The sequence below is a fragment of the Bradyrhizobium sp. B124 genome, from assembly GCF_038967635.1.
Lineage (GTDB): Bacteria > Pseudomonadota > Alphaproteobacteria > Rhizobiales > Xanthobacteraceae > Bradyrhizobium.
This window is the reverse complement of the sequence record NZ_CP152413.1, coordinates 3435925-3458112: the sequence shown is the minus strand read 5'-3', so window position 1 is coordinate 3458112 and position 22188 is coordinate 3435925. Positions and strand designations below refer to the sequence as shown.

At 65.3% G+C, this 22188-nt stretch carries 18 protein-coding genes; 12 read left to right on the top strand and 6 right to left on the bottom strand.

Annotated elements, in window-relative coordinates:
- Positions 1 to 2 precede the first annotated feature (2 nt).
- From AAFG13_RS16595 to AAFG13_RS16565, 7 genes are read left to right on the top strand one after another with little or no spacing between them, the layout of a single operon-like run.
- Positions 3 to 1106: a carbon-phosphorus lyase complex subunit PhnI gene (locus tag AAFG13_RS16595; RefSeq protein WP_342712667.1), complete on the top strand. Its 1104-nt coding sequence runs from the start codon at positions 3 to 5 to the stop codon at positions 1104 to 1106.
- Positions 1103 to 1987 carry an alpha-D-ribose 1-methylphosphonate 5-phosphate C-P-lyase PhnJ gene (locus tag AAFG13_RS16590; RefSeq protein ID WP_342712666.1) on the top strand — a complete coding sequence of 295 codons (885 nt, stop codon included), beginning with the start codon at positions 1103 to 1105 and terminating at the stop codon, positions 1985 to 1987. The genes AAFG13_RS16595 and AAFG13_RS16590 overlap by 4 nt, the downstream gene beginning before the upstream one ends.
- Positions 1980 to 2777, top strand: a complete 798-nt coding sequence (gene phnK / locus AAFG13_RS16585) for a phosphonate C-P lyase system protein PhnK (protein ID WP_212311522.1) — start codon at positions 1980 to 1982, stop codon at positions 2775 to 2777. Before AAFG13_RS16590 ends, phnK begins: the two co-directional genes overlap by 8 nt.
- 8 nt (positions 2778 to 2785) lie before the next feature.
- The gene (phnL, locus tag AAFG13_RS16580) at positions 2786 to 3484 is read left to right on the top strand and encodes a phosphonate C-P lyase system protein PhnL (RefSeq protein WP_342712665.1); all 699 of its coding nucleotides are present in this window, start codon (positions 2786 to 2788) and stop codon (positions 3482 to 3484) included.
- A 13-nt stretch (positions 3485 to 3497) separates the two neighbouring features.
- Positions 3498 to 4652 carry an alpha-D-ribose 1-methylphosphonate 5-triphosphate diphosphatase gene (locus AAFG13_RS16575; protein WP_342712664.1) on the top strand — a complete coding sequence of 385 codons (1155 nt, stop codon included), beginning with the start codon at positions 3498 to 3500 and terminating at the stop codon, positions 4650 to 4652.
- Positions 4649 to 5242: a phosphonate metabolism protein/1,5-bisphosphokinase (PRPP-forming) PhnN gene (gene phnN / locus AAFG13_RS16570; RefSeq protein ID WP_342712663.1), complete on the top strand. Its 594-nt coding sequence runs from the start codon at positions 4649 to 4651 to the stop codon at positions 5240 to 5242. Before AAFG13_RS16575 ends, phnN begins: the two co-directional genes overlap by 4 nt.
- A gap of 35 nt (positions 5243 to 5277) precedes the next feature.
- Positions 5278 to 5889, top strand: coding sequence for a pyridoxamine 5'-phosphate oxidase family protein (locus AAFG13_RS16565; RefSeq protein WP_342712662.1), 612 nt, complete (start codon positions 5278 to 5280; stop codon positions 5887 to 5889).
- Positions 5890 to 5913: 24 nt separating this feature from the next.
- Here AAFG13_RS16565 and AAFG13_RS16560 read toward each other — a convergent pair whose 3' ends face one another.
- Positions 5914 to 7638 carry a SulP family inorganic anion transporter gene (locus AAFG13_RS16560; RefSeq protein WP_342712661.1) on the bottom strand — a complete coding sequence of 575 codons (1725 nt, stop codon included), beginning with the start codon at positions 7636 to 7638 and terminating at the stop codon, positions 5914 to 5916.
- A 51-nt stretch (positions 7639 to 7689) separates the two neighbouring features.
- The gene (locus tag AAFG13_RS16555; RefSeq protein WP_212311516.1) at positions 7690 to 8286 is read right to left on the bottom strand and encodes a TetR/AcrR family transcriptional regulator; all 597 of its coding nucleotides are present in this window, start codon (positions 8284 to 8286) and stop codon (positions 7690 to 7692) included.
- Positions 8287 to 8490: 204 nt separating this feature from the next.
- Here AAFG13_RS16555 and AAFG13_RS16550 point away from each other — a divergent pair, with 204 nt between their 5' ends.
- Entirely contained in the window at positions 8491 to 9735 is a 1245-nt protein-coding gene (locus AAFG13_RS16550) for an efflux RND transporter periplasmic adaptor subunit (RefSeq protein WP_342712660.1), read from the top strand.
- Positions 9736 to 9758: 23 nt separating this feature from the next.
- Complete coding sequence (locus tag AAFG13_RS16545; protein WP_342712659.1) at positions 9759 to 12941, top strand: multidrug efflux RND transporter permease subunit; 3183 nt, start codon at positions 9759 to 9761, stop codon at positions 12939 to 12941.
- Positions 12942 to 12980: 39 nt separating this feature from the next.
- On the opposite strand, the gene AAFG13_RS16540 is transcribed toward AAFG13_RS16545, so the two are convergent.
- From AAFG13_RS16540 to AAFG13_RS16525, 4 genes are all read right to left on the bottom strand, one after another.
- On the bottom strand, positions 12981 to 13199 hold the full coding sequence (locus tag AAFG13_RS16540) for a hypothetical protein (RefSeq protein WP_342712658.1): 219 nt from the start codon (positions 13197 to 13199) through the stop codon (positions 12981 to 12983).
- A gap of 243 nt (positions 13200 to 13442) precedes the next feature.
- Positions 13443 to 14243, bottom strand: coding sequence for an SDR family NAD(P)-dependent oxidoreductase (locus tag AAFG13_RS16535; RefSeq protein ID WP_212311514.1), 801 nt, complete (start codon positions 14241 to 14243; stop codon positions 13443 to 13445).
- Between the two features lies 1 nt (position 14244).
- Positions 14245 to 14799: a carboxymuconolactone decarboxylase family protein gene (locus AAFG13_RS16530; protein WP_342712657.1), complete on the bottom strand. Its 555-nt coding sequence runs from the start codon at positions 14797 to 14799 to the stop codon at positions 14245 to 14247.
- 148 nt (positions 14800 to 14947) lie between these two features.
- A complete protein-coding gene (locus AAFG13_RS16525; protein ID WP_212311512.1) occupies positions 14948 to 15898 on the bottom strand; it encodes a hypothetical protein in 951 nt (316 codons plus the stop codon).
- 213 nt (positions 15899 to 16111) lie between these two features.
- Here AAFG13_RS16525 and AAFG13_RS16520 point away from each other — a divergent pair, with 213 nt between their 5' ends.
- The 3 genes from AAFG13_RS16520 to AAFG13_RS16510 all read left to right on the top strand — a co-directional run bounded on the left by AAFG13_RS16520 (position 16112) and on the right by AAFG13_RS16510 (position 22166).
- Positions 16112 to 19585, top strand: coding sequence for an indolepyruvate ferredoxin oxidoreductase family protein (locus AAFG13_RS16520; RefSeq protein ID WP_342712656.1), 3474 nt, complete (start codon positions 16112 to 16114; stop codon positions 19583 to 19585).
- A 235-nt stretch (positions 19586 to 19820) separates the two neighbouring features.
- The gene (locus AAFG13_RS16515; RefSeq protein WP_342712655.1) at positions 19821 to 20252 is read left to right on the top strand and encodes a hypothetical protein; all 432 of its coding nucleotides are present in this window, start codon (positions 19821 to 19823) and stop codon (positions 20250 to 20252) included.
- Positions 20253 to 20585: 333 nt separating this feature from the next.
- Positions 20586 to 22166, top strand: a complete 1581-nt coding sequence (locus AAFG13_RS16510; protein ID WP_342712654.1) for an alkaline phosphatase D family protein — start codon at positions 20586 to 20588, stop codon at positions 22164 to 22166.
- Positions 22167 to 22188 lie beyond the last annotated feature (22 nt).

Here is a 22188-nt window from a genome sequence, read left to right as displayed (position 1 = left end):
CGATGTATGTAGCCGTCAAGGGAGGCGAGCGCGCCATCGAGAACGCTCATCGGCTGCTGGCGCATGAGCGGCGCGGCGATCGCGATGTGCCCGAGGTGTCGCTGGCGCAGATCTCCGGGCAGCTCGCGCTTGGTGTCGACCGCGTGATGACCGAAGGTTCGCTCTACGACCGCGAGCTTGCGGCGCTCGCGATCAAGCAGGCGCGCGGCGACATGATCGAGGCGATCTTCCTGGTTCGCGCCTTCCGCGCCACCCTGCCGCGCTTCGGCGCCACCGAGCCGGTCAATACCGGCGAGATGTTGGTGCGGCGGCGCATCTCTTCGACCTTCAAGGACGTTCCGGGCGGCCAGATCCTGGGGCCGACCTTCGACTACACCCATCGCCTGCTCGATCCGCAGCTTGCGGAAGGTTTTGTGCCGGAGCAGCCGGCGACCGCGGAAGCCTCGCAGGCGGCAACGCCGCGGGTCACCGACATTCTCGGCCGCGATGGTTTGATCGAATCGTCGCCGCGGGCCGATGCCGACGCTGTGGTCGGCGACCTCACGCGCGAACCGCTGAACTTCCCAGCCGATCGCGATCTGCGGCTGCAGAATCTGGCGCGCGGCGACGAGGGTTTTCTGCTCGCACTCGGCTATTCGACGCAGCGCGGCTACGGCCGCAATCATCCCTTCGCCGGCGAGATCCGCTTCGGCGAGGTCGAGGTCGAATTCTCAGCCGAAGACGTCGGCTTCGCGGTGCCGCTCGGCTCGATCGAGCTCACCGAGTGCCAGATGGTCAACCAGTTCAAGGGCTCGACGACCGAGGCGCCGTGCTTCACCCGTGGCTATGGCCTCGCCTTCGGCCAGAGCGAGCGCAAGACCATGTCGATGGCGCTGGTCGACCGCGCGCTGCGCGCACGCGAGCTCGGCGAGGAGGCCGCGGCGCCGGCGCAGGACGAGGAGTTCGTGATGTCGCACTCCGACAATGTCCAGTCGACCGGCTTCGTCGAGCATCTCAAGCTGCCGCACTACGTCGACTTCCAGTCCGAGCTCGGCCTGCTGCGCAAGCTGCGGCAGGAGTTCGCGGAAGCCAACGAGGCCGTGGAACTGCAGGAGGCCGCGGAATGAACGCGCCGACGTACAATTTCGCCTATCTCGACGAGCAGACCAAGCGGATGATTCGCCGCGCGATCCTGAAGGCGATCGCGATCCCCGGCTATCAGGTGCCGTTCGCGAGCCGCGAGATGCCGATGCCCTATGGCTGGGGCACCGGCGGCGTGCAGGTGACGGCTGCGATCCTCGGTCCCGACGACGTGCTGAAGGTGATCGACCAGGGTTCGGACGACACCACCAACGCGATCTCGATCCGCAAGTTCTTCGGCAAGACCGCTGGTGTCGCGACCACGACGTCAACGACGGACGCGACCGTGATCCAGACCCGGCACCGCATTCCCGAGGCGTCGCTGCATGCCGGGCAGGTGCTGGTCTATCAGGTGCCGATCCCCGAGCCGCTGCGCTTCCTCGAGCCGCGCGAGACCGAGACGCGGCGGATGCACGCGCTGGCCGAATACGGGCTGATGCATGTCAAGCTCTACGAGGACATCGCGCGCTTCGGCCATATCGCGACCGCCTACGCCTATCCGGTGAAGGTGAACGCGCGCTACGTGATGGACCCGTCGCCGACGCCGAAATTCGACAATCCGAAGATGGACAATTGCGCGGCGCTGCAGCTGTTCGGCGCCGGCCGCGAGAAGCGGATCTACGCGATCCCGCCCTACACCACTGTGGTCTCGCTGGATTTCGAGGATCATCCGTTCACGCGCTACCGCTTCGACGCGCCCTGCGCGCTGTGCGGCGCGGATAATTCCTATCTCGACGAGATCGTCACGGACGACAAGGGCGGGCGGATGTTCGTCTGCTCCGATACCGACTTCTGCGAGCAGCGCCAGGCCGCCGGCCATCACGGCACCGAAAGCGCGGCGCCGCACAAGGAGAAGGCGCATGTCTGAGCTCTCGAGCCTCGACAACGATCAGCCGCTGCTGGTGGCCGAGGGGCTTGCCAAGAATTACGGCCGGCTCCCGGCCTGCCGCGACGTCTCGTTCGCACTCTATCCCGGTGAAGTGTTGGCGATCGTCGGCGAGTCCGGTTCGGGCAAGTCGACGCTGCTGCAACTGCTCTCCGCGCAGCTCGCGCCGAGCGCGGGCCGGGTGTCCTACCGGATGCGCGACGGCGTGCTGCGCGACCTCGCCGAGCTCGGCGAATCGGAGCGGCGCTTCCTGTTCCGCACCGACTGGGGCTTTGTGCATCAGGACCCGGCGCAGGGCCTGCGCATGGGCGTCTCGGCCGGCGCCAATGTCGGCGAGCGGCTGATGGCGGTCGGCTGGAATCACTACGGCCGGATCCGCGACACCGCATCGACCTGGCTCGATCGGGTCGAGATCGATGTCGGCCGCATCGACGATGCGCCGAAGACCTATTCGGGCGGTATGCGGCAGCGGCTGCAGATCGCGCGCAACCTCGTCACCGAGCCGCGGCTGGTGTTCATGGACGAGCCGACCGGCGGCCTCGACGTCTCGGTGCAGGCGCGCCTGCTCGATCTGATGCGCAATCTCGTCAGCGAGCTCGGCCTTGCCGCCATCGTCGTGACCCACGATCTCGCGGTCGCGCGCCTGCTGTCGCATCGCGTGATGGTGATGAAGGGCGGCCGCGTCATCGAGACCGGTCTCACCGACCAGGTGCTCGATGATCCCCGCGAGCCCTATACGCAGCTGCTCGTTTCCTCGATACTGCCGCCATGAGCTTGCCAATGACCGCGATGATCGAACTTGCCAACGCCGAGAAGACCTTCACCATGCATCTGCAAGGCGGCGTCGAGCTGCCGGTGGTGCGGGGCGTTTCGTTCCACGCCGATCCGGGCGAGTGCGTGGTGCTGTCGGGCCCGTCGGGCGCCGGCAAATCCTCGATCCTGAAGATGATCTTCGGCAATTATCGCTGCGACAGCGGCCGGATCGGCATCCGCCATCGCGGCACGGTGATCGACCTCGCGACCGCCGAACCACGGCAGGTGCTGAGCATCCGCCGCTCGACCATCGGCTATGTCAGCCAGTTCCTGCGCGCGGTGCCGCGGGTGGCCACGATCGACGTCGTCGCCGAGCCGTTGATCGTCAACGGCGTGGCGCGCGAGGAGGCCCGCGAACGCGCCGGGCGCCTGTTGCGCCGGCTCAACATTCCGGAGCGGCTGTGGACCTTGCCGCCCTCGACCTTCTCCGGCGGCGAGCAGCAGCGCGTCAACATCGCGCGCGGCTTCATCTCGGACCTGCCGATCCTGCTGCTGGACGAGCCGACCGCTTCGCTCGATGCGGCGAATCGCGCAGTGGTGGTCGAGCTGATTGCGGAGAAAAAGACCAAGGGCGTCGCGATGGTCGCGATTGTCCATGACGACGAGATCCGCCATCTGATCGCCGACCGTATCGTCGATGTGACCTCGTTCGCGGCTGCTGCCTGAAGGACCGTTTGAAATGACCGCCAAGCAAGACACCATCATCGGCAACGCCCGGCTGGTCCTCGCCGATCGCGTGATCGAGCAGGGCTGGGTTGCGATCGCTGACGGCAAGATCGCCGAATTCGGCGAGGGCAGGGCGCCCGAGGCAGCCGAGGATGCCGGCGGCGATCTCCTGATGCCCGGGCTGATCGAGCTGCACACCGACCATCTCGAAATGCACTACGTGCCGCGGCCGAAGGTGTTCTGGAATCCGGTCGCGGCCGTGATCTCCTATGACGGCCAGCTCGCGACCTCGGGCATCACCACGGTGCTGGACTCGCTTCGGGTCTGGCGCGAGGACGGCGCCGAGGATGTCGACGGCCGCGCCGGCGTGCTCGCGGCGGCGATCTCGGCCGCGCGCGAGGAGGACCTGCTGCGTGCCGATCACTTCCTGCATCTGCGCTGCGAGGTGCCGATGCCTGATGTCGTCGCCGAGGCCAAGGAGCTGATCGACCGGCCGGATGTGCGGCTGATGTCGCTGATGGACCATACGCCGGGCCAGCGGCAGTTCCGCGACGAGGTGAAGCTGCGCGATTACTACCGCGGCAAGGGCGGCGGCATGACCGACGCCCAGCTCGACGTGCTGTTCGCCCGCCGCTTCGCCTATCAGAAGGAATATGCGGTGGCGAACACCCGCGCCATCGTCGCGCTGGCGCATCAGTACAGGATTCCGCTGGCGAGCCACGACGACACCACGGATGAAAACGTGGTCGACGCCGTCAACGACAAGGTCGCAGTCGCGGAATTCCCGACCACGATGGAAGCCGCGCGCGGGCTGCACGCCGCCGGCATCGACATCCTGATGGGCGCGCCGAACGTGGTGCGCGGCGGCTCGCACTCCGGCAATATCGCGGCCGTCGATCTCGCCAATGAGGGCATGCTGGATATCCTGTCGTCGGATTACATTCCCTCCAGCCTCTTGATGGCCGCCCTGCAACTGTCGCGGCATGTGCCGGCGATCGATCTTGCTTCCGCTGTCCGCACCGTGACCAAGACGCCCGCCGAAGCAGTCGGCCTGTCCGATCGCGGCGAGATCGCGGTCGGCAGGCGCGCCGATCTGATCCGCGTGCACGTCGCGCGCGATCTGCCTGTCGTGCGCAGCGTCTGGCGCGAAGGGGGGAGGGTCGCGTGACCGGTGCGTCCGTCGTCGCCGAGCAGCGCACCGCGATCGGTCCCGGCCGGTTGATCCTGGTGGTCGGCCCGAGCGGCGCCGGCAAGGACACGCTGCTGGGGCTGGCGAAGGCGGCCTGCGCCGACGATCGCGACATCGTGTTTCCCCGCCGCCTGATCACACGTCAGGCGTCGGCCTCGGAAGATAATGAAGAGGTCAGCGCGGAAGCCTTCCAGCGTGCGGTCGCCGCCGGCGATTACGCCATGCACTGGGAAGCGCACGGCCATCGCTATGCGCTGTCGCGCGCGATCAACGATGAGATCCGAGCCGGGCGGACCGTGATCGCGAACGTCTCGCGCACGGTGATCGCAGCAGCGCGCCGCCACTACGCCAATGCCGTCGTGGTGTCGATCACGGCGCCGCCGGATGTGCTGGCCGCGCGGCTGGCTGCGCGGGCACGCAGCAGCGACGGCCTGCTCGCGCAGCGGCTGGCCCGCACCGTCGACGAAAGCACGTCGACGCCCGATTTCACCATCGTCAATTCCGGCACCGCCGAGTATCACGCACGACAGCTTGTTCGCATCATCAAGGGCGAGCGCTGGGACGAATAGCAAGAGACGACTAGCCACAAAGGAGAACAGCACGAATGTCGGTGATTTCCACGATCGAGCAGCTTGAGGCGATCTACGGCTTCCCGAACGACGCGTCGACCGTGAAGGTCGCCGATCACGTGACGCCGCTCTATCGTGTGCTCATCGAGAAGTCGCCGTTCGTGTCGCTTGCGACCTCGGGGCCCGAGGGGCTCGACTGCTCGCCGCGGGGCGACCTGCCGGGCTTCGTGCGCATCCATGATCCGAAGACGCTGATGATGCCGGATCGCCGCGGCAACAATCGCTGCGATTCGCTGCGCAACATCGTGCGCGATCCTCGCGTCGGGCTGCTGTTCCTGATTCCGGGCTCGGGCAGCACGCTGCGCGTCAACGGCCGGGCCTATGTCTCGGCCGAGCCGGAGCTGTTGGCCTCCTTCAAGATGGAAGGCAAGGCGCCGCGCACGGTGATAGTGATGAATGTGGACGAGATCTATTTCCAGTGCGCCCGCGCGATCGTGCGCTCCGACCTCTGGAATCCGGACAAGCGGGTCGATCCGAAGGCTCTGCCGACGCCAGGCCAGATCCTGGCCGAGATGAGCGAGCACACGGTCGGCGGCGAAAAATACGATCGCGAATGGCCGGAGCGCGCGCGACAGACGATGTGGTGAACCGCCCGGATAGCCGGATTGAACCTAGGATTGAGTCCGGTCTTCCCAGTCCTCCCAGGCCACGTCGTCATTGATCTCGAGGTAGCGCGAAACGGCGACGCCGATGGTCGGGAAGAAGCTGTTCTCGCCAAGCTGCGCCAACAAGCCGAATTTCTTCAGCTTGTCCTTGACGGGATCCTTGAGCTCGGCAAAGCACAGCTCGATCTCCTTTGCATGCAATGCTTGGTCCAGCTCGGCGAGGACGTCGCCGGCAGTCACGTCCACGCTGGTGACCGGCTCGGCAGCAACCACCAGCCAGCGCACCGGCGTCGGCGACTTCGCCACCGCGTCCAGCGCACGCTCCTTGAAGAACTCGGCATTGGCAAAGAACAGCGGCGCATCCCACCGGAACAGGACCAGCCCGGGGATTTGGCGCGCGTCCGGATATCGCGTGATGTCGTGATAGCCCTTCACGCCGGAGGCGCGGCCCAGTACGGCGGAATGCGGGCGCCAGCCATCCCACAAGAACTCAACGATGGCGATCACGATGGCGAGGCCTATTCCCGGAATCACTCCCAGCACGGCCACGCCGACAAAGCAGACCACCGATAGCCAGAACTCCCACTGCTGAATGTCGTAGATTCGCTTGAGGTCGCCGACCTCAAACAGGCCGATCGCCGCGGCGATGACGACGGCGGCCAATGCGGCGGTGGGCAAGTGCTGAAGCAGGTTTGGTGCCATCAGCAGCAGAAAGGCGATGGCAAGCGCACCGATGACGCTGGTTAATTGGGTGCGCGCCCCCGCAGCTTCTGCAACAGGCGTGCGCGAACCGCTGCTGCTGATCGGAAAGCCCTGAAAAAAGCCGGCCGCCAGATTGGCCGCGCCGAGCCCTACCATCTCCTGGTTGGGATCAACGCGATCGCCCAATCTTCCCGCATAAGCCCGCGAAAGCACGCTGGTGTCGGCGAATGACACCAGCGCGACGGCGCAACCGCCGATCAGCACTTGCACGATATCGCCATAGCCGATCCAGGGAATGGCGAAACCCGGCAGGCCCTCGGGAAGCGGACCCAGAACCTTCACGCCGAAGCGCGCCCCGAGATCGAGCACGCCGGTGACTGCCGTCGCCGCAACTACGGCGATCAGAATGCTCGGCAACCGCTTGTTCCGCGCGAGCAGCAGGATCACCGCCAAGGTGGCAAGGCCGATCCCGAGGGCGGCCCAATTGGTCTTTCCGTCACGGATCGCTCCGCCGATCGCCCAGAGGCTGCGCAAAGGTCCATCGCCTTCGATGGAGAAGCCGAACAGCTTTGGCAGCTGGCTGATCAGCACGGTCAGGGCGATTCCGTTCATGTAGCCGTAGCGGATCGGCTTGGACAGGAGCTCGGTCAAGAATCCTAACCGTGCGAGGCCCGCCACAATGCATATCGTTCCGGAGACGATGGCCATCATCGCGGCCAAGGTTACCGCGCGCAGGGAATCGCCGCCCGACAGTGGAACGACAACGCCAAGGATGACGGCTGCAAGCGCCGAGTCTGGTCCCAGGACGAGGATGCGGCTCGGCCCGAACAACGCGTAGACGAGGAGCGGGATGATCGTGGCGTAAAGTCCGTAGATGCCGGGCAAGCCCGACGCTTCCGCGTAGGCGATGCCGACCGGGACCAGCATGGTCGCGAGCACAAGCCCGGCGAAGATGTCGTGTGGAAGCCACGCCGCTTCATACCGACGGAGCGTCTTGAGACCTGGCAGCCAGCCGGTCCAATGATTCATCGCCGGTCACTCCCAACCCCGTTGGAGCTCGCATGCGCTTGACGTGAACCGCTATCCTCTCGCCTGCTCCTCGAACGCTTTCAGCGACACCGCGGCGATCTCGCGCAATGCGTTGCGGTCGGAGGAGTAGGCCATCACGCCCATCCCAGCGGTGACGGCGGAGAGATAGCGCGCCAGCGCGGCGGGATCGGCGCTCTCAGCCAGATCACCCTCGGTTTTCGCGCGCATGAAGCGCTCGCGCAACTGGTCTTCAGTGTGCATTCGGCGTGCCGCCAGCTCAAACGGAACGTTCGCCGAGCCGGTACCGCAGGCAAGGCCACCCTGGACCAGCAGGCAGCCCGGCGGGTTTGCGGGATCGGTTTGGGCATCGGCGGTGCCGATCAGCAGCCGCTCGGCGACCTCGCGCGCGGTGGGGGCGCCCAAGACCCCTTCCATCCAGGCGTCGCGCTTTTCGGAGTAGCGGTCGAGCGCGGCCTTCAGCAGGCCTTCCTTGCTGCCGAAGGCGGCATAGAGGCTCGGCGGATTGATATTCATCGCCTCGGTGAGCTGGGCGATAGTGGTCCCCTCGTAACCGTGGCGCCAGAACACGTCCATGGCCCGGTCCAAAGCTGCGTCCGCGTCGAAGGCGCGGGGGCGTCCCATTCCCATTTTTGGTTGCTCCGTAAGCCGGGTGCCGTTTCTGTGACGGATTGTCCCTGGCTTATCCTCTTGTTGCACGTAGTGTTTTTCCGCGTCTTCCCATTTCCCCACGAATGAGATAATAAATTCATAGCGCTTGATACATAAGTATCTTGCGGACCGGCGTCCAGCTCCACATCTGTAGCGAACACTACAGATATCTGGAGCGCGTGAATGCCCTCGTCAACCCAAAATCCCCGTACCGGCCGTTTCCGACGTGTCGTCGGCGGTGTTGTGATCCTCAGCGCCCTTGCGGTGGCCGGTTCGATTGCGACCGGCCATTATTTCCATGCTGCGCAGGCGACCGCTACCGCCGCCGCGCCCGAACCGGCGGTCCCTGTGACCGTCGCCGTGGTCCAGCCGCGGCCGACCACCCTGTTCGATGACTTCTCGGGCCGGCTCGAAGCCGTCGACCGCGTCCAGCTGCGGCCGCGGGTGGCGGGCGCGATCCTTTCGACCAACTTCACCGAGGGCGCGCTGGTGAAGTCCGGCGACATCCTGTTCAAGATCGACCCCGCGCCTTACGCGGCCGAGGTCGACCGGGCGCAGGCGCAGCTCGAGGCGGCCAAGGCCCGCGTCGTGTTCACCACGAGCGAAGTCGAACGCGGCGCACAGCTGGTCGGCAACAACATCGTCACCAAGCGCGACTTCGACCAGCGCGACAACGCCAATCGCGAGGCGATCGCCAACGTCAAGGCCGCCGAAGCCGCGTTGCAGACAGCAAAGCTCAATCTCGACTACACCGAGGTCCGCGCACCGGTCGACGGCCGGGTCGGCCGGATCGAGGTCACGGTCGGCAATCTCGTCGCGGCAGGTACCTCGTCGCCGGTCCTGACCTCGCTGGTCTCGGTCAATCCGATCTATGCGAGCTTCGATGCCGATGAGGAGGTCGTGCTGCGTGCGCTGAACTCGATCGCGGACGCGTCCGGCAAGCGCGGCAACCTCGATCAGATCCCGGTCGACATGGTGACGTCGGGCGGCCTCAGCGCCAAGGGGCACATCCAGCTGATCGACAACCAGGTCAACGGGCAGAGCGGCACCATCCGCGTCCGCGCCGTGTTCAAGAACGAAGACGGCCGGCTGATCCCGGGCCAGTTCGCCCGCGTGCGCATGGGCCAGCCCCAGCAGCAGACGCTGGTGCTGGTCGACGAGCGCGCCGTCGGCACCGACCAGGACAAGAAGTTCGTCATGCTGGTCGGCGACGACAGCCGCGCCGTGTACCGCTCCGTCACGCTCGGCGGCGCGGTCGATGGCCTGCGGATCGTCACCGCCGGCCTGAAATCCGGCGACCGCATCGTGGTCAACGGCCTGCAGCGCGTGCGTCCCGGCGCACTTCTGAAGATGGAAGTCGCCGAGATGGGCGCGCGCGGCATGCAACAGGCATCGACTGAAACCAACCAGCACGTCGTGCAGCGCTAGGCACTGCACGCGGGGGCGGAGCCATGAATCTCTCAAAATTCTTCATCGACCGGCCGATCTTCGCCGGCGTGTTATCGATCCTGATCTTCCTGGCCGGCCTGATCTCGCTGGTGGCGATGCCGATCTCGGAATACCCCGACGTGGTGCCGCCGTCGGTCGTGGTGCGCGCGACTTATCCCGGCGCCAATCCGAAGGTGATCGCCGAGACGGTGGCGACGCCGATCGAGGAGCAGATCAACGGCGTCGAGGGCATGCTCTATATGTCGAGCCAGGCGACCACCGACGGCGCGATGACGCTGACGGTGACGTTCCGGCTCGGCACCGACCCCGACAAGGCGACCCAGCTGGTGCAGAACCGCGTGCAGCAGGCCGAACCGCGCCTGCCGGCCGTGGTGCGCCAGCTCGGCATCATCACCAAGAAGAGCTCGCCCGACCTCACCATGGTCGTGCATCTGCTGTCGCCGAACAACCGTTACGACATGACGTATCTGCGCAACTACGCAGTGCTCAACGTCAAGGATCGGCTGGCGCGGATCGACGGCGTCGGCGACGTCCAGCTCTATGGTGCCGGCGACTATTCGATGCGGGTCTGGGTCGATCCGCAGAAGGCCGCCGAACATGCGCTGACCGCAAGCGACGTGGTGCGCGCAATCCAGGCGCAGAACGTCGAGGCCGCCGCCGGCGTGGTCGGCTCCTCGCCCAGCGTCAAGGGCCTCGACCTCCAGCTCTCCGTCAACGCCGAGGGACGGCTGTCGACCGAGGAACAATTCGGCGACATCGTGGTGAAGACCGGCTCGGCCGGCGAGGTGGTGCGGCTGCGCGACGTCGCCCGGATCGAGCTCGGCGCCTCCGAATACGGCCTGCGCTCGCTGCTCGACAACAAGCAGGCGGTCGCGATCCCGATTTTCCAGGCGCCGGGTTCGAACGCGCTGGAGATCTCCGACCACGTCCGCGCGACCATGGCCGAGATCAAGAAGAACATGCCGGAGGGCGTGTCGTACCAGATCGTCTACGATCCGACGCAATTCGTGCGCTCCTCGATCGAGGCCGTCATCCATACGCTGCTCGAGGCCATCGCGCTCGTCGTGCTGGTCGTGATCCTGTTCCTGCAGACCTGGCGCGCCTCGATCATTCCGCTGATCGCGGTTCCGGTGTCGATCGTCGGCACCTTCGCGGTGATGCATGTGTTCGGCTTCTCGATCAACGCGCTCAGCCTGTTCGGCCTGGTGCTGGCGATCGGCATCGTGGTCGACGACGCCATCGTCGTGGTCGAGAACGTCGAGCGCAACATCGAATCCGGCCTGTCGCCGCGCGATGCCACCAACCAGGCGATGCGCGAAGTCTCCGGCCCGATCATCGCGATCGCGCTGGTGCTGATCGCGGTGTTCGTGCCGCTGGCCTTCATCTCCGGCCTCACCGGACAGTTCTACAAGCAGTTCGCGCTGACCATCGCGATCTCGACCGTGATCTCGGCGATCAACTCGCTGACGCTGTCGCCGGCGCTGTCGGCGCTGCTGTTGAAGGGACATGACGAGCCGAAGGATTGGCTGACCCGAGGCATGGAAAAGTCGCTGGGCTGGTTCTTCCGCGGCTTCAACAAGGTCTTCACGAAGTCCTCGGAGAACTACGGCCGGACCGTCACCAAGGTGATCTATGGCAAGGCCGTGGTGATCGGCCTCTATGTGCTGCTGATCGGCCTGACCGGCGTGCTGTTCAAGCAGGTGCCGAGCGGCTTCGTGCCGGGCCAGGACAAGCAGTATCTGGTCGGCTTTGCGCGGCTGCCCGACGGCGCCACGCTCGACCGCACCGAGGAAGTGATCCGCAAGATGAGCGACATCGCGCTGACCCAGCCGGGTGTCGAAAGCTCCGTGGCGTTTCCCGGCCTGTCGATCTCCGGCTTCACCAACTCCTCCAACGCCGGCATCGTGTTCTCGACCCTGAAGCCGTTCGACGAGCGCAAGGATCCGTCGCTGAGCGGCCCGGCGATCGCGGCGGCGCTCAACAAGAAATATGCCGGCATCCAGGATGCCTTCATCGCCATGTTCCCGCCGCCGCCGGTCAACGGCCTCGGCACCATCGGCGGCTTCAAGCTGCAGATCGAGGACCGTGCCGGCCTCGGCTATGAGGCGCTGAACGACGCGACCAAGGCGTTCATGACGGCGATGCAGAAGGCGCCGGAGATCGCCGGCGTGTTCTCGAGCTTCCAGGTCAACGTGCCGCAGCTGTTCGCCGACATCGATCGCACCAAGGCGTTGCAGCTCGGCGTGCCGGTCACGGAGGTCTTCAACACGCTGCAGATCTATCTCGGCTCCTACTATGTCAACGACTTCAACAAATTCGGCCGCACCTATTCGGTCTATGTGCAGGCGGACGCGCCGTTCCGTGCGCGTGCCGACGACATCAGGCAGTTGAAGGTGCGCTCGTCCTCGGGCGACATGGTACCGCTGTCGGCGCTGTTGAAGGTCCGCCAAAGCGCGGGTCCGGAGCGCGCGATCCGCTACAACGGCTTCCTGTCGTCAGACATCAACGCCGCTGCGGCGCCGGGCTTCTCGTCCGGCCAGGCGCAGGAGGCGGCAACACGGATCGCGGCCGAAACACTGCCGCCGGGTTTTGCCTTCGAATGGACCGACCTGACCTATCAGGAGTTCATCGCCGGCAATTCCGGAATCTGGGTGTTTCCGCTCGCGATCCTGTTGGTGTTCCTGGTGCTCGCCGCGCTCTACGAGAGCCTGGCGCTGCCGCTGTCGATCATCATGATCGTGCCGATGGGCCTCTTGGCCGCGATGTTCGGCGTCTGGCTGTCGAAGGGTGACAACAACGTCTTCACCCAGATCGGCCTGATCGTGCTGGTCGGATTGTCGGCCAAGAACGCCATCCTGATCGTCGAATTCGCGCGCGAGCTCGAATTCGCCGGGCGCTCCCCGATCCGCGCTGCGATCGAGGCGAGCCGGCTGCGGCTGCGGCCGATCCTGATGACGTCGATGGCGTTCATCATGGGTGTGCTGCCGCTGGTGCTGTCGACCGGCGCGGGCTCGGAGATGCGGCGCGCGATGGGCGTCGCGGTGTTCTCCGGCATGATCGGCGTCACCGTGTTCGGCCTGTTCCTGACGCCGGTGTTCTATGTGCTGCTGCGCACGGTCACCGGCATGAAGCCGCTGACGCAGCACGGCGAGGCGACTATCCCCGGAAAAGCACACGCGGCATGATGCCGCGTGTGTGTAAGCCTCGTGTCAGTTTGAAGGGAATCAGGCTGCGATATCGAGCAACAATTGCGACGAGCCGCGGACCAGCACCTTGCGGCCCGCGGGCGTCAATTCGAACGAATCTCCACGCACGGCGACATAACCGAGCGTGATCAGGCTCTCGACGGCGAACCGGTTCAGCCGTGACGGGTTTGCTGCGGGAATCCGCAACGCTTTCAGCGCATCCCACTGATCGGGTCTGAGTTCGAATTCTTCGCTCATTGGTCCAGGCACTCCAGAAGTTCTTGGCGTGCGAGATACAGAGCGCAGATGAATTTCGTGCGACCACAACGAGTCAGGATTTCGATTTATGTGGACGCGCCGTCACATCGCCGTGTCATTGGAATACTTCAAGTTTTTCGAATCATTGTGGCGCATTGCCACGTGATGCCGTCACAGTGATTAATCGCACATCGTCACACAGGTTAATCGTCTCAATTAACCGGCCGGATTCCTCGCTATTCGTTAACCGCGCCGCACGCTGGCGCCGCCATCGACCGGCAACGTCACACCGGTGACGAAATTCGCCTCATCCGAGGCGAGGAACAGCGCAGCATTGGCGACGTCCCAGCCGGTGCCCATCTTGTGGCGCAGCGGCACCTTGCTGTCACGTTCAGCCTCGACCTCGGCGCGGCTCTTCTTGAATTCGCGTGCGCGCGTGTCCACCGCCATCGGCGTGTTCATCAATCCCGGCAGGATCACGTTGGCGCGAATGCCATATTGCGCATTCTGGTAGGCGAGCTGTTCGGTGAAGGCGATCATCGCTGACTTGGTCGCCTTGTAGGCGACGTATGGATAGGTCGTGATCGCGGCCATCGACGAGATGTTGATGATCGAGCCGCGCTGCTGCTGGCGCATGATCGGGATCACATGCTTGGCGGCGAGGATGCAGCTCTTCAGGTTGATCGCCACGCAGCGGTCGAACGCCTCCTCGGTAATGTCGAGCAGCTCGGCATCGCCGCCGGAGAGGCTGACGCCGACATTGTTGTGCAGGATGTCGACGCTGCCCCAGCGGCCATGCGCATCCGCCACCATCGCCTTGATGTCGGCATTTTTGGTGACGTCGGCCTTGAAGGCAACCGCAATGCCGCCCTTGGCCGCGATCAGGTCGACGGTTTCCTGCGCCGACGCCAGATTGTGATCGACGCACAGCACCTTGGCGCCTTCGCGCGCGAAGGTCAGCGCGGTGGCGCGGCCGTTGCCGATGCCCTCGCCGGGGCTCTGGCCGGCGCCGACGACGATGGCGACGCGATCTTGCAGGCGCATGTCACTTCACTCCCGGGATCGGGTACTGCTGCAGTACCTCTTTGTAGGTTGGCTCATTGTCGATCTGCATGGTGGCGAGCACGCGCACCACGGCGCAGTAGAACGCGATGGTCAGCACCAGGTCGGTCATGTGCTCGTCGGAGAGATGCTGCTTGATCTCGGCGAAGGTCGCCTCCGACATCGCGAGCTCGCGCACCATCTCGCGGGCGCCCTTGAGGACCGCCTTTGCCAGCGGCTCGAGTTTGGACGGCTTGCCCTCGGTCTCGCCGATCAGGCCCTGGATGTCCTCGTCGGTGACGCCGAACTCCTTGCCGATCTTCACATGATGGGTGAATTCGTATTCCGACTTCTCGAGCCAGCCGACCTGCAGGATCGCAAGCTCGCGCAGCCGCGGGTCGAGCTTGCTCTTGAAGCGGATGTAGCCGCCGATGCCGTTGAAGGCGCGCGCCATGTCCGGCGAGTTCACCAGCAGCTTGTGCAGATTGGTGTTGCGCTTGAGCATGTCGCGATATTCGGGGGCCACCTGGTCGGCTTCGAGATAGGGCAGGCGGGCCATTGTTGTTGTCCTTGCTTCGGCGGCTTGCGGAGGGGCGGCTAAAGCGCGATGAGATTGGGGTTGAATCGTCATCGCGCTTTAGTTCATTGTTTGAGCATGATCTTTTCGGAAAACCGCTTCGCACTTTTCCGGATCATGCTTTAGCGCTTCAGCCGTAAAGCGCTTTGTGCTCGCGCTCGTAGTTGGCGTAGGAGTCCTTCATGCTGGCGCCGTTGAGCAGCATGGTCGCGACCACGGCGTTGTCGGCATCGAACACGGTCGAGCGCACCCACATGCTCTCGGTGCGCTTGCTGCCCGAGAGCGCCACGACCTCGCGCTCGACCCAATAGGTCTCGCCCGGGAACAGCGGCCCGCGCAGCAGGCGGATCTCCTGATCCGCGAACAGCCCGACGGCCGGGCCGCGGACCGGTAGCCGGTCCTCGCGCGCGCGATACTGGAACAGCACGCTCAGCATCTCCATCGGGATGATGGCGCGGCCCCAGGGATTGTACTCCAGCGAATAATAATCCGACGGCTCGGTGATCACCTTGAGCTTGTCGGCCAGCGAGAACGGATAGAGATCGCCCATGTTCTGGTCGAAATCCATCTTGATCGCCTGCCGGGCCGTCTTCATGCCGACCTTGATGTCGGCGAGGATCACGGGATCGGTCAGCGGCTTCAATTCGCCGAGCCTGCGGGCGAGCGCCGTCTCCGTGCCGTCACCGTCGATCGAGGCGGTGCCGCGCAGGATCTCGGTGCCGTCGCGCTTGATCATCCCGATCGTGCAAACGGTCTGGCCCGGCTTCGGCTTCTCGATCTGGGCCTGCACCTCTTCGCCTTCGAACACCGGATTGCGGTAGTGCGCGGACAGGCATCCGGTCATGAACCAGGTCCGGCCCCAGATCCGCTCGCACAGCGGCGCGAACTGGCTGAAATGGGTCGGTCCCTCGATGGTGCCGCCGCGGAAGCCGAGCTTCTGCGCGGTTGCATCGTCGTGAATCGAAGCATGGGAGTCGTAGGTCTGGGCCTGCAGCATCTGCTTCGGGCTGCGCCAGGGACCCACCAGCAGATTGCCGTTCTCCACGATTTCCGTCGTGAATGCGGATTCGACTTTAATCATCCTTGGTCTCCCTTTGCGCGCCACCGTTTCAAAGAAGCCGGGGTTCGGCAAGCCTCGCAAAGCAACAAGGCCGCAACATGAGATATGTGCTGCGGCCATGGAACGGGGCTGTTCATGCATAACAAAATCAGTGCATGCTGATGCATGATCATGGGCAAGAGAATGAGACCGGTTCGGACCGGCGTGACTTGATCGGCGGGGAGCCTGAAACTGATGGCGTTGATGGAAGTTGGACTGGACGACAAGTACCGGTTGGATACGAAACGAATCTTCCTCTCCGGTACCCAGGCTCTGGTCCGATTGCCGATGTTGCAGCGCGAACGCGACCGCGCGCACGGGCTGAATACCGCAGGTTTCATCTCCGGTTATCGCGGTTCGCCGCTCGGCATGTACGACCACGCGCTGTGGCGCGCCAAATCGTTCCTTAAAGAGCACGACATCGCCTTCATTCCCGGCCTCAACGAGGACCTGGCGGCGACCGCGGTGTGGGGCAGCCAGCAGGTCGGCATGTTCCCCGGTGCCAAGGTCGATGGCGTGTTCGGCATCTGGTATGGCAAGGGTCCCGGCGTCGACCGCTCGCTCGACGCGCTCAAGCACGCCAATTCGGCCGGCACCTCGCCGAATGGCGGCGTGATCGCGCTGGCCGGCGACGACCATGGCTGCCAGTCCTCCACTCTGGCGCATCAGAGCGAGCAGGTGTTCGCCTCGGCGCTGATGCCGGTGGTCAATCCGGCGACGCTGCAGGATTATCTCGACCTTGGCATTCTCGGCTTCGCGCTGTCGCGCTATTCCGGCTGCTGGGTCGGCTTCAAGGCGATCTCGGAGACGGTCGAAAGCTCGGCCTCGATCGTCAGCGATCCCGATCGCATCAAGATCATCATGCCCGACGATTTCGAGATGCCGCCGGGCGGGCTCTCGATCCGCTGGCCCGATCCGCCGCTGGAGGCCGAGCGCAGGCTGCACGGGCCCAAGATGGAGGCGGTCGCGGCCTTCGCCCGTGCCAACCGCTTCGATCGCATCGTGCTGGACTCCAAGCCGGCGCGGCTTGGCATCATGGCGACCGGTAAGGCCTATCTCGATCTGCGCCAGGCGCTCGCCGATCTCGGCATCACCGATGCCGAGGCGCAGGCGCTGGGCCTTCGCATCTACAAGGTGGCGCTGACCTGGCCGCTGGAGGCGCGCGGCGCGCGCGACTTCGCCGAGGGCTTGCAGGATGTGCTCGTCGTCGAGGAGAAGCGCGGCTTCATCGAGGACCAACTGGTCCGCATCCTCTATAACATGGACGCATCGAAGCGCCCCTCGGTGGTCGGCAAGCGCGACGAGAGCGGCGCGCCGCTGCTGCCGAGCGAGGGCGAGCTGACGCCGACCATGGTGGCGGCCGCCGTCGTCGCGCGGCTGCGCAAGCTCGGCCACCGCAGTCCGCTGCTGGAGCAGCGCCTGGCAAAACTCGAGGCGTTCGATCGCCCGGCCGAAGGCACCGGCACCGCGAAGCTGCAACGCACGCCGTATTTCTGCTCGGGCTGCCCGCACAACTCGTCGACCAAGATTCCGGAAGGCAGCCGCGCCATGGCCGGTATCGGCTGTCACGGCATGGCGCTGTCGGTACCGAACCGCAACACCCAGACCATCTCGCATATGGGCGCCGAGGGCGTGAGCTGGATCGGGCAGGCGCCGTTCACCAGCGAACAGCACGTGTTCCAGAATCTCGGCGACGGCACCTACACGCATTCCGGTCTCTTAGCTTTGCGCGCCGCTGCCGCAGCCGGCGTCAACATCACCTACAAGATCCTCTACAACGACGCGGTCGCAATGACCGGCGGCCAGCCGGCCGAAGGCGGCTTCACGGTCGCGCAGATCGCGCACCAGGTCGCGGCCGAGGGCACCAAGCGGCTGGCGATCGTCTCCGACGATCCCGACAAATATCCCGCCAATTACTTCCCGTCCGGCGCCACCATCCACCATCGCCGCGAGCTCGACGCCGTGCAGCGCACCTTGCGCGAGATCGAGGGCCTCACTGTCCTGATCTATGACCAGACCTGCGCTGCCGAGAAGCGCCGCCGCCGCAAGCGCGGGCTGTTTCCCGATCCGGCCAAGCGCGTCTTCATCAATGAGCGCGTCTGCGAAGGCTGCGGCGATTGTTCGGTGGCGTCGAACTGCGTCTCGGTGCAGCCGCTGGAGACCGAGCTCGGCCGCAAGCGTCGCATCGACCAGTCGAACTGCAACAAGGATTTTTCCTGCATCGAGGGCTTTTGCCCGAGCTTCGTGATGGTGCAGGATCCCAAGCTGCGCAAGGCCGACCGCACCGCCGCCGATCCCAAGGCGCTGTTCGCCGACCTGCCGGCGCCGCCTGCGGCCGCGTTGAGCAGCCCCTACAACATCCTGATCACCGGCATCGGCGGCACCGGCGTCATCACCATCGGCGCGCTGCTCGGCATGGCCGCGCATGTCGAGGGGCTCGCCTGCTCGACGCTCGACTTCACCGGCCTGTCGCAGAAGAACGGCGCGGTCATGAGCCATGTCCGACTTGCGCCCACGTCCGACATGCTGACCACGGTCCGCGTCGCGCCCGGCAATGCCAATCTGATCCTCGGCTGCGACCTCGTCGTCGCCACCAGCGTGCCGGCGCTGAGCCGCGCCGAGCGCGGTGTCACCCGCGCCGTCGTCAACGCCGATTTGTTGCCGACCGCGAGCTTCGTGATCGATCCCGATATCGACTTTGAAGCCAGCTCGATGCGCGACGCGCTGAACGGCGCGGTGAGACCGGATGATCTCGACATCCTCGATGCCACCGGGCTTGCCACCGCGCTGATGGGCGACAGCATCGCCACCAACGCCTTCATGCTCGGCTTCGCGTTCCAGCGCGGCGCGATCCCGCTGTCGCTCGAGGCCATCCTGAAGGCGATCGAGCTCAACGGCGCCGCGATCGAGATGAACAAGACCGCGTTCTCGTGGGGCCGGCTCGCCGCGCACGATCTGCCGCGCGTGGTCAGCGCCGCACGCTTCAAGAATGCTGGCGCGGCACCGGCGAAGAAGACGCTCGATGAGGCGATCGCGTTCCGCGCCAAGTTCCTCACCGACTATCAGGACGCGGCCTACGCCAAGCGCTATCTCGATGACGTCGCGCGCGTCCGCTCCGCTGAAGCCGCGGCAGCGCCGGGCTCGCAGGACCTGACCGAGGCCTTTGCAAAGGGCCTGTTCAAGCTGATGGCCTACAAGGACGAATACGAAGTCGCGCGGCTCTATTCCGACGGCGAGTTCAGCAAGGCCTTGAGAGAGCAGTTCGAGGGCAATTCCGGCTTGAAGGTCCTGCTGGCGCCGCCGCTGCTGGCACAGCGCGATCCCGTCACCGGGCGTTTGCAGAAGCGCGAATTCGGGCCGTGGATCTTCAAGGCGTTCGGCCTGCTGGCGGGTCTGAAGGGCCTGCGCGGCACCGCGTTCGACATCTTCGGCTACACCGCCGAGCGCAAGATGGAGCGCGCGCTGCCGGTGGATTACTCCGCGATGATCCTGCGTCACCTCGACGGCAAGAAGTCGCTCGATCTGCCGCGACTGGTGGCGCTGGCGAAGGCAGCCGACCTCGTGCGCGGCTACGGCCACATCAAGGAAGGCAACGTCGCCCGCTACCGCACCGAATGTGCGCGGCTGGAGCGCGCGATCGGCCAGCCGCTGGCACAGGCCGCCGAGTAGGCTGGAGCGTATTCGAGCGAAGTGGCTACCGGTTCGCGTGAAGAAAACGCGTCAAAACAAGAACCTAGAAACCCGTTCCGATACCATCGGAACGGCGCTCCAGGTGGCGGGCAGCGGAACTTTCCACAGCCGCCTTGGTTGACCGGTAACCCTGCCCGTAGGCCGTGGCTGGATTCGCGCGGCCGGGCTCCTACATGATGGCTGTTCTGTTCGAGTGATTTCAGGAGGCCCTTTGATGGTCCTGAAAAGCGCTTTTGTTGCAACTGTTTGCACCGCGTGCCTGGCGTTGGGTGGCGTGGCGTTGGCTGACGACTATCGCCCAAGCGAGTTCTTCAGCCTCGATCTCTCGCGGGCCGTGCTCTCGCCGAAGCCGCTTGGCCCGCCGGCGCAGTTCGAGCCGGTTCCGGTCGAGGCGAAGACCGACCACGGACCTGATCAGCGCGCCAGTGTCGAACCGAAGGTCGAGCAGCCGAAAGTCGAGCCGCAGAAGGCGGTGCGGACCAGCAGGGTAACGGCATCGCACGAACGCAAGCGCGCAGCGGCGCAGGTTCCGGCCCGCACCAAGCTCGCACGGCGCCATTCGAACCCGCTCGATGCGGAAGCCCGCGACACCAGGATCCAGACCTGGCCGTGCCGCACCGGCGGTATCTGCAACTGGCAGCGGTGACGGCGGCTCGGCGGTCTCACGCCGGCTTGCGCGCGCATTCGCACCAATACCAAACCCGTCATCCTGAGGAGGCCGCGAAGCGGCTGTCTCGAAGGATGAATCGGCCACGCTCTCGCAGCCGGACCGATTCATCCTTCGAGGCTCGCTCCGCTCGCGCCTCAGGATGACGGGTTTGGCGTTTGCGCGCTTGGCGCCTGACGCCACCGTTCCGATCTCCATATCCCCCGAGTCATCCCGCCGTCGCAAAACCGTCGGCGCAGAGTCAAGAAACCGTAAGGGCGGAGTCAAACGGCGCAGGCAAAACCTTCGTTGCGATTCGACGAAGGTTGTTCGATGCCGACAGCGATCTCCGCGAGGGGGCGAGGCCTCACAAGGCGTCAGCTTCTGGTGCGCTCGGCGTCCACGGCCGCGCTGGCAGGATTGGGCGCGCTGGCAAGGCCCTACCTGAGCCGCGCCGCGGATCGTCCCGCGATCGCGGGCATCCAGTCCGGCGACGTCGCCAGCGATTCCGCTGTCATCTGGGCCCGCGCCGATCGCGCCGCGCGCATGCAGATCGAATGCGCAGGGGTCGAGAGCTTCGCCACCATCCTGCGCACGGCGTCCGCCGATGCGCTGCCCGAGCGCGACTTCACCGCCAAGCTGCTGCTCGATGGCCTGCCGCCGGGACAGGACCTGTTCTATCGGGTCCGCTTCGAGGATCGTGACGGCATCGCCGGCGAAAGCCGCATTGGGCACTTCCGCACCGCGCCGGTCGACCGCCGCTCGATCTCCTTCGTCTGGTCCGGTGACGTGGTCGGGCAGGGCTGGGGCATCGACCCCGCGCGCGGCGGCCTGCGCAGTTATCGCACCATGCTGAACGAGCGCCCGGATTTCTTCATCCATTCCGGCGATCACATCTATGCCGATTGCACGGTGCCGCCGCAGCAGACCCTGCCCAACGGCGAGATCTGGCGTAACATCGTCACCGAGGAGAAATCGGTGGTCGCGCACAGCCTCGAACAGTTTCGCGGCAACTACAAATACAACTGGCTCGACGAGAATTTCCGCGCCTTCCATGCCGAGGTGCCGATGTTCGCGCAGTGGGACGACCATGAGGTGGCCGACGACTGGTCGCCAATCGGCACCGCCGATGCGACCGGTTACGACACGGACGGCACCTCGCGCCTGGTGGCACGGGCGCGCCGCGCCTTCCACGAATTCATGCCGATGCGGCTGATGCCGGAGCGCGACGGCCGGGTCTATCGCAAGATCCCCTACGGGCCGCTGCTCGACGTCTTCATCATCGACATGCGCTCCTATCGCGATTCCAGCTGGAACAAGCAGGGCGACCCGGACCAGGCATTCATCCTCGGCCAAAGCCAACTCGCCTGGCTGAAGCGGGAGCTGGTGGCATCAGATGCCGTCTGGAAGGTGATCGCCGCGGATCTGCCGATCGGCCTCGTCAGCCTGGACGCCGTCGCGCTCGGCGACGGGCCGCCGGAGCGGCGCGAGCACGAGATCGCCGATCTCTTGTCCTTCATGAAGCGCGCCGGCATTCGCAATACGGTCTGGCTCACCGCCGACATGCACTACACCGCCGCGCATCATTATGATCCGAACCGCGCCGTGTTTCAGGAGTTCGAGCCGTTCTGGGAATTCGTCTCCGGCCCGCTGCATGCCGGCACCTGGTCGCCGGGCGAGCTCGACAACACCTTTGGCCCGAAGGCGATGTACCAGAAGGGCTGCTCGGCCGAGCAGGGCGACAATCTCGCGCCGTGTTTCGGCCTGCAATTCTTCGGCCGCGTCGACATCGACGGCAAGACCGGCGTGATGAGAGTGACGCTGAAGGACGTCGACAACCACGATCTCTGGTCGGTCGACATCGAGCCCCGGCCGGATGCGCGGCCCGGCCAGATCATGGCGCAACATATCTAGGCTCGCGAAAGCCGTCGCGACA